11 protein-coding genes are annotated in these 12,289 nt (G+C 41.5%); 2 read left to right on the top strand and 9 right to left on the bottom strand.

From position 1 onward, the window contains the following. Positions 1 to 94: 94 nt before the first annotated feature. The 4 genes from FKN93_RS16155 to FKN93_RS16175 form a co-directional block, all read right to left on the bottom strand. Entirely contained in the window at positions 95 to 529 is a 435-nt protein-coding gene (locus FKN93_RS16155) for a hypothetical protein (protein ID WP_233268126.1), read from the bottom strand. Between the two features lie 641 nt (positions 530 to 1,170). Beyond that, on the bottom strand, positions 1,171 to 1,572 hold the full coding sequence (locus FKN93_RS16165; protein WP_004396298.1) for a type II toxin-antitoxin system death-on-curing family toxin: 402 nt from the start codon (positions 1,570 to 1,572) through the stop codon (positions 1,171 to 1,173). Beyond that, a complete protein-coding gene (locus FKN93_RS16170) occupies positions 1,572 to 1,742 on the bottom strand; it encodes a hypothetical protein (RefSeq protein WP_001080654.1) in 171 nt (56 codons plus the stop codon). Before FKN93_RS16170 ends, FKN93_RS16165 begins: the two co-directional genes overlap by 1 nt. 647 nt (positions 1,743 to 2,389) lie before the next feature. Next, the gene (locus FKN93_RS16175) at positions 2,390 to 2,899 is read right to left on the bottom strand and encodes a GNAT family N-acetyltransferase (RefSeq protein WP_000405988.1); all 510 of its coding nucleotides are present in this window, start codon (positions 2,897 to 2,899) and stop codon (positions 2,390 to 2,392) included. Between the two features lie 1,338 nt (positions 2,900 to 4,237). Between FKN93_RS16175 and FKN93_RS16185 the strand changes: the two genes are divergently transcribed. Further along, positions 4,238 to 5,200, top strand: coding sequence for an integron integrase (locus FKN93_RS16185; RefSeq protein ID WP_170905649.1), 963 nt, complete (start codon positions 4,238 to 4,240; stop codon positions 5,198 to 5,200). A 47-nt stretch (positions 5,201 to 5,247) separates the two neighbouring features. Here the strand turns inward: FKN93_RS16185 and rplT are convergent, their stop codons facing one another. The 5 genes from rplT to FKN93_RS16210 all read right to left on the bottom strand — a co-directional run bounded on the left by rplT (position 5,248) and on the right by FKN93_RS16210 (position 10,528). Next, complete coding sequence (gene rplT, locus FKN93_RS16190; protein WP_004397165.1) at positions 5,248 to 5,601, bottom strand: 50S ribosomal protein L20; 354 nt, start codon at positions 5,599 to 5,601, stop codon at positions 5,248 to 5,250. A 41-nt stretch (positions 5,602 to 5,642) separates the two neighbouring features. Next, positions 5,643 to 5,837, bottom strand: a complete 195-nt coding sequence (gene rpmI / locus FKN93_RS16195) for a 50S ribosomal protein L35 (protein WP_004397162.1) — start codon at positions 5,835 to 5,837, stop codon at positions 5,643 to 5,645. Positions 5,838 to 5,937: 100 nt separating this feature from the next. After that, a complete protein-coding gene (gene infC / locus FKN93_RS16200) occupies positions 5,938 to 6,489 on the bottom strand; it encodes a translation initiation factor IF-3 (protein ID WP_083797783.1) in 552 nt (183 codons plus the stop codon). Positions 6,490 to 6,492: 3 nt separating this feature from the next. Continuing rightward, entirely contained in the window at positions 6,493 to 8,421 is a 1,929-nt protein-coding gene (gene thrS / locus FKN93_RS16205) for a threonine--tRNA ligase (RefSeq protein ID WP_158137034.1), read from the bottom strand. Between the two features lie 205 nt (positions 8,422 to 8,626). Next, entirely contained in the window at positions 8,627 to 10,528 is a 1,902-nt protein-coding gene (locus FKN93_RS16210; protein WP_004397151.1) for a DEAD/DEAH box helicase, read from the bottom strand. A 584-nt stretch (positions 10,529 to 11,112) separates the two neighbouring features. Here FKN93_RS16210 and FKN93_RS16215 point away from each other — a divergent pair. Continuing rightward, positions 11,113 to 12,075, top strand: a complete 963-nt coding sequence (locus tag FKN93_RS16215; RefSeq protein WP_170905650.1) for an OmpA family protein — start codon at positions 11,113 to 11,115, stop codon at positions 12,073 to 12,075. The last annotated feature ends 214 nt before the right edge of the window (positions 12,076 to 12,289 follow it).

Genomic DNA, 12,289 nt, shown 5'->3' on the forward strand with positions numbered 1-12,289 from the left:
TAACGCCGCATTAAGGTGTGAGCGGCGCTTGGCTATACTTGAGCGAAGCGAAACTGCCAAGCGTTGCGAATCACTCTTAAATGCTTTGTTAGCTTTAAGCTGATAGCCCCACCAAAATTAACACATAACTATTATGAAAGGCGTGAGTTAAGAAAGCGACTTTTGCACCCTCAGATGTAGATACCTTTTGCCACACCTGAAAACCGAGACAAAAAACAACAAAAGGGGCAAACGTGAACAAGCCCCACAATGGATGGCTTAAAGAGTGCAAAACTGAAATAGACAAGGCAACCAAGCAAGCGACCAATAGTATATTTTGCATGAACTTCTGAGCTAACCATATGAGTAGGACTATTAGTATCGTTTCTACAAATGGAGCGAATAGAATCAAACCGAGCGCATCAAAAAGGGAAAACGATAAGTTCTCATTAGGCGCATCTTCAGGCAAGCCAACTAAAAAATGATACAAACACGCTAAAAAAAAGGCAATACAGGCACTTAATATCGATGCTTTAAAGCTATATGACATTTTTGAATCATTAATTTTGAATAGGAACATACGTACTCTTTTTAAAGCTAACGCCCGGTTAAGGGGCAACCAACGCTACTACCAACTTACCGCATAACACTGTAATCACAAAAACCAACGCATAGTAAAAATGCCACGCGTTGGTTGTCCCTCTTGAACCGTTTGTTATATTTCAGTTACATACAGCTACTGAAATACCACACAACATTTAAAAATCAGCTAAAAATCAATCGATTAAGGTAAGTTTAAATCACTTTCTTTACAGAAATACAAGCAGATAACTTTATAACCAATGAAATATTACCAATTGATTTTAATAACAAATATTAGATAAATCATAAATTAATGTTAACTCAATCGAAATAACCACAAAATTCGATTAAACGATAACTTTTGTTAGTCATTGATATACATGATCAAACCAAGAGCTATCGGCAACCAGAAATCATCAACCAGCAAAACACTCACAATACCACTTAACTTTTAAATTTGTAGCACGTTGAATTTAAAAGAAATATAACGCCGCGTTAAGGGGTGAGCAACGCAACTACCAACTCACCGCATTACACTAAAAACTAATAAAATTAACGCATAACGAAAATGCTACGCGTTGCGAATCCCTCTTTAACGCCTTGTTATGTTTAGAGAACTGAATTTTGTTCTTTTGCGTATTGTGCGTAGAGAATGTCGGCAAAATCTGTTTCGTTGATAATGCCGATAACAAGATCTCGAACTGCATCCGCAAGTAAATCGTTTTCCTGCGTAAGCTCAAAATCGTTAAGTGATAAATACTCAAGTGCCACAGCCAAACCTGTGCGTTTGTTGGCATCTGGTAGCGCATGTGAAACCGCTATACAAGCAGTGTATTTAGCTGCGATTTCGAAAACATCATCCAGTCCTTCATAAACGATCGCATTATCGATTCGACCTAGCGCCCCTTGAAGCTTAGGAATATCAACTGCCCCTTTCATTCCTGGTTCTGTTTTTAGGATGAAAGCATTAATTTCGACCACTCGTTCAAAAGGAAAACAGATGATATCCATTACATATCAGCCAATTTAGTGAATGTCTTCTGATGGGTACGCAAAGCAAGTTTTGTTTCAGACTTCACAATTTGACGACCAGCATCACCAGTTAAATCAAGCTTTTTGCTAGCCTTAATTTTCGGTCTTTCAACAGCATCAACGCCGTAAGCTTCAACTTTTCGATTCATATCACACCTACTATCAATAAAGGTTTGACCGATTATAGCCCCAAAACGTGATAAAAAACATAACGCCCAATTAAGTAGCCCGAAACGCTACTACCAACTTTCCGCAAAACACCGTAATCACCAAACTCAACGCAAAACAAAAGTGCCACGCGTTGAGGGTCTGCTTGAATTGTTTGTTATATTTCAGTTCCAGACAGCTACTGAAACACCAAACAACCTTTAAAAATAGCAAATAACATCAGTTACTTAACGTAAGTTGAGCTAACTTTTGGCACAAAAACAAACAGTTAATTTTTAAATTGGCTCAAGCTTGTCCATTGATTCTGATGATAAATCTCAGAGAAACAAACCATTAATGTAAACCAAATCAAAATAGCAGCTAAATGAGCCCAAACGATAATGTTCGTTAGGTATTGATATACTTGCTCAAATCAACAGCTATCCATCACAAGAAATCATCAACCAGAAAAAATCCCACATTACCACTTAACTTTTAAATTTGTAACACTTTGAATTTAAGAGAAATATAACGCCCGCCTAAGGGGCTGGCAACGCATTACCACTAAACTCAAACACAACAACCGTAACCACCGCGTCTCATTGGGACTGGAAACGCCACGCGTTGACAGTCCCTCTTGAGGCGTTTGTTATAAAGCGGACTCTACGTTAAGCGCTTTTTCTAACCACACCGAGCTGATGTACTGGCCATGTTTCTTGGCATATTCGTTGAAAATACCGACTTCTCGGAAACCAAACCGTTTATGTAATGCTACTGATGCGTCGTTTGGTAATGCAACACCCGACAATATACGATGGACGCCATAAGCACGAATGGATGAAAACAGCTGAGTATAAAGCTTCGAACCTAAACCTTTCCCTTTAGCTTCTTGTGCCAGATAAACGCTCACCTCTACAGTGTCATCAAAAGCTGGTATTGCTCTGTACTTTTGGGAACATGCAAAACCTTGCAACACCCCGTTTTCTACAGCCACATATATTTGATATTTGGTGGTTCTAGAGAACTGAGAGAACCATTCCTCACGATTTTCCAGAGTAAATGGAAACTCCTCAAAGCGTGCATTGGTATGTTCAATATAAAAGTTAAAGATGTCGGTAATGCCCGCAACATCTTCAAATTCACCTGTTCGAATTTCCACAAAATGTCCTCTTTCTTCGAGCTTTATAACGCCCGCTTAAGGGGCTGACAACGCTACTACCAAGTTTCCGCATAACACCGTAACCACAAAAATCAACGCATAATAAAAATGCCACGCGTTGGAAGTCCCTCTTGAAGCGTTTGTTATGCTTTATTACCTATTGATTACATTGAACTTTTACAATGTTCATTGGTTAAAGCCACTTTAACTCAAAATGATAAACTTGCCTACTTTCAGCAATCATTGCCGATAAGATCCCAAATAAGTTGAAGCGAAATAGCCTGCGGAATCAATAAACCAGCAACGCCAAAGGAAGAGACCGTTCAGCAACAATCGAACCTTTTGCGCACACAATTTATCAGAGCAGAGCCGGATAAAAACGCACATTCGCCGATAAACTTGCGCTAACCAAACACTGTCAGCAAGTAAGATGTTAATGAGATCCCAAACATGCTGAAGCGAAATAGCCGGTGGAATCAATGGACAAGCAACAACAAAGAAAGAGACCTTTCAGCGACAATCGAACCTTTTGCGTACACAATTTATCAGGGCAAAGTTACCGAAAAAGCACAAGTATCGTTCAACTTTCAATCGCCACTAAAAAGAACAATAAACTCATAATATCAATAAATTAGAATAAGAAAACTTCTAAATCAGACTAAGTTTTCCCATTAAAATTTATATATTGATTTTGCTGAGGCTCAATAAAGCATAACGCCCGATTAAGCAGCGAACAACGCGACTACCAACCTTCCGCATAACGACTTTATCACCAAACTACACGCATAATAACAATGCTTTGCGTTGCGAGTCTGTCTTGAATCGTTTGTTAGGTCACGACCAATGTTGCCTATGGTCTCTCGTTCATTATTGACTATCAAAAAAGAATTGAAGAAAAAGACAAAAATCGAAGCCGAAGTATTGGGCATCGCTCTACCTTGAGGTCTTGCGGGCGTCACGCTTCAATCGCGCCCCGATTAAGGTGCGCACGAAAGCGCCTCAAGGGTATCATGGAAATGACTAATATTCGTCCTTTTTGCCTTCTTTCCTCTATACCCTATTGGCTATTCCATACTCACTCGATATCTTCATACATTATTCGTGTGATCCCGTTGTGACCTAACGCTTATTACACTGAAACATGCCGTCTTTTCTTCCACGCTACCGCCGCCTTTTAGAGCAAAGGTCGAACAATCGTAACATAATAACCATCTGATTCATCATGTTATACACCATCGCAATGAGAAGCAGATCTAAATAAACGGCAAAATGTCACTTAGTTATTGACAGCCTATAAAACCCACATCACTGTATATAAAAACAGCAAAGGATTTATGTATGAAATCTCAATTTCTGCTTAGCGTAAAGGAATATATGCAAGTCAGGTATTATGCTAACAAAACTATAGAATCTTATATACATTGGATAACGCAATATGTGGTCTTTCATAATAAAACTCACCCTAATCTATTAGGCTCTCGTGATGTCGAACAGTTTTTAACCTACTTAGCTGTTGAAAAAAAAGTAGCAACCAAAACACAATCATTGGCTTTGAATGCACTGAGTTTTTTGTATAGGGAGATCATCAAAGAGCCATTAACACTGGAAATGAAATTCCAAAAATCTCAATTGGAAAGAAAGCTACCGATCGTCATGACGCGAGAAGAAATAAAACGCTTCTTTAATCATGTTGATCCAAAATATCAGCTTCACATCAAACTACTTTATGGTTCAGGACTAAGATTGATGGAATGCGTTCGCTTACGTGTACAAGATATCGATTTTGATTATGGAGCTTTGAGGATATGGCAGGGAAAAGGAGGGAAAAATCGAACAGTAACACTGGCCAAAGAGTTACACCCTTTAATCAAGGAACAAATATCACTCGCAAAACGATACTACGATAAAGATATGGAAACGAAAGGTTATGGTGGCGTATGGTTGCCTAACGCATTAAATAGCAAATATCCGACAGCACCATTCGAATTTCATTGGCATTACTTATTTCCATCTAACGCATTATCGGTTGATCAGGAAAGCAACTTATTACGTCGGCATCATATTAATGAAACCTCATTACAACGAACCGTAAAAAGAGCAGTAAAAGAAGCTGAAATTAAAAAATCAGTATCTTGCCATACGCTAAGACACTCATTTGCGACCCATCTTCTCGAATCAGGAGCTGATATTCGAACGGTACAAGAGCAGCTTGGTCATTCTGACGTCTCAACGACACAAATTTATACTCATGTATTGGATAGAGGAGCAAACGGGGTATTGAGCCCTTTATCTCGCTTATAAAAAAGGAGAGCCTAAGCCCTCCTTTCGATTAAACAGTTAAAATTCTATTACAGAGCAGCTTTCGCTTTCTCAACAAGAACAGAAAATGCTGCTTTGTCGAATACTGCGATATCTGCGAGGATCTTACGATCGATCTCGATAGATGCTTTCTTAAGACCATTGATGAAACGGCTGTAAGATAGACCATTTTGACGAGATGCAGCGTTAATACGCGCGATCCATAGCTGACGGAACTGGCGCTTTTTAGTGCGACGGTCACGGTAAGCGTATTGGCCTGCTTTAGTAACGGCTTGGAAAGCTACGCGGTAAACACGTGAACGTGCACCATAGTAACCTTTAGCTTGTTTTAGAACTTTCTTATGACGTGCACGAGCTTGTACACCACGTTTTACGCGAGGCATTATGTCTCTCCTAAACTAAACGATAAATAAACTAAAAAGAATTAAGCGTATGGCAACATGCGCATAACACCAGCCACTTCACATTTCGGAAGGATTGAGTTAGGGCGTAGTTGACGCTTGTTCTTAGTAGTACGCTTAGTCAGGATGTGACGTTTAGTAGCGTGCTTGTACTTAATACCACCAGCTGTTTTCTTAAAACGCTTAGCAGCACCTTTGTTGGTTTTCATCTTAGGCATGATGAATAACTCCGCATTGTAGTAGTTTAATAACAATGTAATTAGGGCGAATAAAACCCAGCTTTTAATCACTAGGTTTTATTACTTGCAATGCCGTTAATTACTTCTTTTTAGGGGCAAGCATCATGATCATCTGACGTGCTTCAATTCTGCTCGGGAAAGATTCTACTACCGCGATATCAGCCGTATCTTCTTTCAAACGATTCAAAACATCAACACCGATTTCTTGGTGCGCCATCTCACGGCCACGGAAGCGAATAGTTACTTTCACTTTGTTGCCTTCTTCAAGGAAGCTAGTCAGGTTGCGTAGTTTTACCTGATAGTCTCCGATATCAGTTCCAGGGCGGAATTTTATTTCCTTAATCTGGACCTGTTTTTGCTTCTTCTTCTGCTCTTTAGCAGCTTTACTCTTTTCAAAGAGGAATTTGCCATAGTCCATCACACGACAAACAGGTGGCTCGGCGTTAGGGCTGATCTCTACAAGATCCATACCAGCTTCTACGGCCGCTTCTAGTGCTTCGCTGATTGATACAACACCAACGGATTCACCATCTGCGCCAGTTAAACGAACTTCACGAACGCCACGAATTTCACCGTTTAAACGGTGCTGGTTTGGTTTGGCCGGCTGTTGGCCACGTCTTCCGCCTTTAATAGTTTATTCCTCCAGATTGAGCTGACGGCTAGAAACTTCGGCTTGGATGTGAGTTATAAAATCATCCAATTTAAATTTACCTAAGTCCTTGCCCTTTCGAGTACGTACTGCAATTTCACCAGCTTCCATTTCTTGGTCGCCACAAACGAGCATATACGGTACACGTTTTAAAGTATGTTCGCGGATTTTAAAGCCTATCTTCTCATTTCTCAAGTCCGCTTTCGCACGAATGCCACATTTTTGTAGCTTTTGTACGACTTCTTGAGCGTAATCAGCCTGTTTATCGGTGATATTGACTACCACGGCTTGTTCAGGAGCTAACCACGTTGGGAAGAAACCCGCATATTCTTCGATAAGAATACCGATAAAGCGCTCAAGAGAACCTAAAATCGCACGGTGAATCATAACCGGGACTAAGCGCTCATTACTTTCACCAACGTAGGTCGCGCCTAAACGTGATGGAAGATTGAAGTCCAATTGAACTGTGCCACATTGCCATGCTCTATCCAAGCAATCATACAAAGTGAATTCAATTTTAGGACCATAAAAAGCACCTTCACCTTCTTGAATCTCATAGGCAATACCCATTGCGTCAAGCGAGTGTTTCAGGGCCTCTTCAGACTTATCCCAAATCTCGTCACTGCCTACTCGTTTTTCAGGACGGGTAGATAGTTTAACCGCAATATTTTCAAAACCAAAGGTGTTATACGTGTCGTACACCATTTTAATGCACGATGTTACTTCTTGTTGAATTTGATCTTCAGTACAGAAAATATGCGCATCATCTTGAGTGAAACCACGCACACGCATAATACCATGTAATGAACCTGAAGGTTCGTTACGATGGCACGATCCAAATTCAGCCATGCGCAAGGGTAAATCACGATATGATTTCAAACCTTGATTAAAGATTTGTACGTGACCTGGGCAGTTCATCGGTTTAATCGCATATTCACGATTTTCTGATGATGTAGTGAACATCGCGTCCGCGTATTTATCCCAGTGACCAGAACGTTCCCATAGAACGCGATCCATCATCAATGGACCTTTCACTTCTTGGTAATCATATTCCGTTAATTTATGACGAATGAAAACTTCTAAATCACGGAAGATAGACCAGCCATTATGATGCCAGAAAACCATCCCCGGCGCTTCTTGCTGCATATGAAAAAGATCAAGCTGTTTACCAATTTTACGATGGTCACGCTTGGCCGCTTCTTCTAAACGAGTTAAATGAGCTTGTAGTGCTTTCTTATCATGAAAAGCCGTGCCATAAACGCGTTGTAACATCTTATTGTCACTGTTACCACGCCAATACGCGCCAGCAACACTGAGCAGTTTAAAATGCTGACAAAAACCCATATGAGGTACGTGTGGACCACGACACATATCGATATATTCTTCGTGATGATAAAGACCAGGGCGATCATCACGAGCAACATTTTCGTCTAAGATTTCGATTTTATAAGGTTCACCACGAGATTCAAAAGTATCCCGAGCTTCCTGCCAACTGACTTTATGCTTAACAACTGCGTATTTGGTTTTAACCAAATCTTTCATTCGCTGTTCGATGCGCTCAAGATCTTCTTGTGAGAGCGAATGATCAAGATCGATATCGTAGTAAAAACCACTATCGATGGTTGGACCGATAGCCATTTTTGCTTGCGGATAAAGCTGCTTAAGAGCATGCCCTAATAAATGCGCGCAAGAGTGACGAACGATTTCTAGTCCATCAGTCTCATCTTTAATCGTAATAATTTCAAGGCTTGCATCATGTTCAATCAGATCGCAAGCATCAACACGTCGGCCATCGATACGGCCTGCAATGGTTGCTTTAGCAAGACCAGGACCGATAGATTGAGCGACGTCCATGGTAGAGACAGGGTGATCAAATTGACGCTGACTGCCGTCAGGAAGAGTAATAATAGGCATGAATAATCCTTACAGTGGTGTTGCACACCAAGCAACACGTGTTCAGTACGTTAAAAGTAAACATCGATGGTCACTCGGTAACACGAATACCGGATCATCAACGTTGGACGATTGTACCTAGGTCACATCCTTAATGTAAAGGATGAATGCGAAACCAAATAAATAAGCCCGTAGCATTCCACCACGGGCTTAATATCAGTAGTAATTAAGCTTCGCTAGGGCGACGGCTTGAAGTACTTGGGCGATCACCGCGATAGCTGCTACGGCCATCCGCGCCGCGGTTGCGGTCAAAACGGCGCTCACCTTCACGAGGAGGACGAGAATCACTGCGTGCTGGACGTGGTGCGCCATCACGAGCGCCACGGTAACCACCACCATCACGATTACCTTCTGGACGACGACCACGTGACTCACGGAAGTCATCAAAATCACACACGACTGCACCCACCTCTTTCTGGCGAATGCGTAGCTTACGTAATTTACCCGTCACATCGCTAGACATGCTTTTTGGTAACTGAACAAACGTATGGCCTTGGGCTAATTTAATCGCACCGATAGAACCTTTGGTTAGACCAAGTTCATTAGCTAATGCGCCAACGATATCTTTAACTTGTACACCTTGATCACGACCAACTTGTAATTGGTAAGTATCCCAATCAACATTACGCACGTTATCACGGCTACCAAATTCACGACGACCATCACGGCTGTCTGTACGGCCATCACCCGATTCACGGCGATCACGACGACGAGACTTATCACGCTCAATCGCAGCCAACATTGGATCTTCACCAGTATAAAACAGTGGACGTTTACCCTGTTGACGTTTAAGTAAAATAGCCGCTAGCGTCGTTGCATCAACCTCTAATGAAGCTTGCAATTTCTCAACCAATTCAGCAAACTTTTCTAGTGCTGCATGATCTTTGTCTGCTTCTAACTCAAGACCTAGCTGAGTTAAGCGCGATTCAGCCACTTTATCACGATGAGGTAGCTGGATCTCTTCCATTGAAGTACGAGTTACTCGTTCAATGGTGCGTAGCATACGAATTTGGTTGGTGCGAACCAACAAAATCGCTTTACCCTTACGTCCAGCACGACCAGTACGGCCAATACGGTGGATGTAAGATTCAACATCGAATGGAATATCATAGTTGAATACGTGGTTAATACGTGGCACATCAAGACCACGAGCCACAACATCCGTTGCGACTAAAATATCAATCACACCTTGTTTGATATGATCAACGGTACGCTCACGCAACGATTGAGGAATATCACCGTGCAAAGCTGCGGCTTTAAAGCCACGCGCAATTAACCAATCGGCTAGACGCTCGGTATCTTGACGGGTGCGAACAAACACGATAGAAGCGTCAGTTTCTTCAGTTTCAAGTAGACGAGCCATGGCTTCGTCTTTCTCTACACCTTTAACAACCCAATATTGCTGCTCAACTTTTGCCACAGTTTGGTTTGAACCGGCCACGTCAACACGTGCAGGATCACGCAAAAAGCGGTCAACAATGTCTTTAACAATCGGCGGCATAGTCGCAGAAAATAATACGCGCTGCGCTGTTTCTGGCGATTGCTCCATGATCCATGTAACGTCATCGACGAAGCCCATTTTCAGCATTTCATCAGCTTCATCTAAAACGAAAGTGTGACACTCGTCCAAATGTAAACGTTCACGCGTGATCAAGTCTTTAACACGACCCGGCGTACCAACAATGATATGAGCGCCAGATTTTAAAGCGCGCATTTGATCGACGATGGAGGCGCCACCGTAAATCTCTAATACTTTTAATCCCTTGATATTTTTACCGAGGGTTTTAATTTCCGCGGCAACTTGAATCGCTAACTCACGAGTTGGTGCCATAACAATTGCTTGTGGCTTGTACTGGGTGAGGTCTAGCTTATTCAGAAGCGGTAAAGAGAATGCGGCCGTTTTACCGGTACCGGTTTGCGCTTTACCTAATGCATCACGACCTGCTAATAAAAGAGGTATCGCGGCAGATTGAATTGGGGTTGGAGTAACAAAGCCCATTTCGTTTAGGGCAGAAAGGAGTGTGCTGTTTAGTGCTAAATCACTAAATTGAATAACGGTTTCTTGCATGTGGATCCCACTAAAAGAATAAATAACTAAGGTCCCACGTGCTATACCATTTCCAACCAATCCTAAAAGAAGAGCTGATTCCGTTCAGATGCGGATGAGTCTCAAAAAGCATCAAGCCACTAGGGACATCTAAGGGAGGCGGATTATTCACTAAAAGCATAAAAAAAGCCAGAAAAAATTGAATTTCATCACATATTTTTTCTTAAAGACGACAAAAAACACAATCTGTATGAACTTAACGCACCCTTTGAAGAAACTTTACTCACCACCTCCTACTTCTTGTCAAAATGACAAGGGGGCTTTATCTCATCAATCTAGCTTGCCATCTGCACTGATTCTTTAAACCAACAAGATAATCATCAATATATAAGCTAAAAAAACAAAACGGATTTTTCCTACACCCACTGTTTCTTTAACTGATATCTAATCATTCATGCTTACCGAATAATGGGCAGGACTTAGCGAAATGGTTGGTCTAATTCCGCATAAAGCAGTGGCAACCTATTATTGAACAGCGTTTTTTAACATGTTCGCTGATAAATTAAGAAATAAGAATAAGTCGTTATTATTTTTAAGGATAAGTAATGAAAAAAAATCTGGTCTCTCTTTCCATCATCGCTGCACTTACAATGACAGCCGTGAGCGTTAATGCCGAAACACATTCTGATTCTGCGATCGATCAATCAGGCTGGTGGATCGGTGCTGCGTCTGGCGTGACAACTGCAGATGGTAAATCCATCACTGGTCACAGAGATAAAGCCGTTAGCCCCAAACTTGAATTAGGATACGATGTTAACCAATACTGGGGGGTTTACACCGGTTATGATTATGTTCATCGTTTAGGTGTTGATAAGCTACATATCGGATCTTTGGGGGTCAAAGGTCAATATGAGCTTATGGATAACCTCTCTGTATTTGGTAAATTAGGCGCATCCTATATCTATTCTGATATCAGCTCATCCAATATAAAAACAGACACGTTTACTGGTTCAGCAGGCATTGGCCTTGAGTATCAATTGACTAACGCGATTTCAACAAAAGTGGGTTACGACTACTATGATCGCGTACAGGTTAAAGAAGGCCGGAATCCACACCTACACCAGATTTACTGGGGAATGGCGTATAAATTTGGTCAACCAGCAACACCAAGAGTCGTAACTGAGCAAATTGAAGTGATTCAAGAACGTGTCATTGAAGTTCCTGTTCAGGTTGAAGTTGCTAAAGCGGCTCGTACTGATTTCCTACTGCCTTTTGCTTTAGGTAAATCTACGCTTGAAGATCTCTCTTACTTCTATCTCAATGAAGTCGTCGATGTGATGCGAACTAACCCAGCGTTGGTTGCCCATCTAGTCGGTCGTACAGATAGCACTGGTTCTGATGCGATCAATAACAAGATTTCAGCGCAACGTGCTCAAGCGGTTTCTCAATATCTTCAATCTCAAGGCATTGATACAAAAAGAATTAACGTATCAGCGGTCGCAGATTCTCGTCCTTTAACTCAAGGCAGTGCTGATATCGAACGTTCAGTACAAATCATTCTTAAATAGACCTCATGCCCTCTCCTCGGAGAGGGCATTATCCGCACTACTCCATCCTATGGTTGAATATCGTCCAACTCTTGATTCGTCACTTTTCTAGTAAGCGTTCACCGAGGTATCTTGACTTACCATGCCTGAAGAAGCATGTGCAGTTTATAGATCAAAAACGTTCGGGTACGGTTTCTTCTCAACGACTGACGTGATGATTTCACTCAGAACTGAC

The organism is Vibrio sp. A8-1, from assembly GCF_013048685.1.
Taxonomy (GTDB): Bacteria; Pseudomonadota; Gammaproteobacteria; order Enterobacterales; family Vibrionaceae; genus Vibrio; species Vibrio metschnikovii.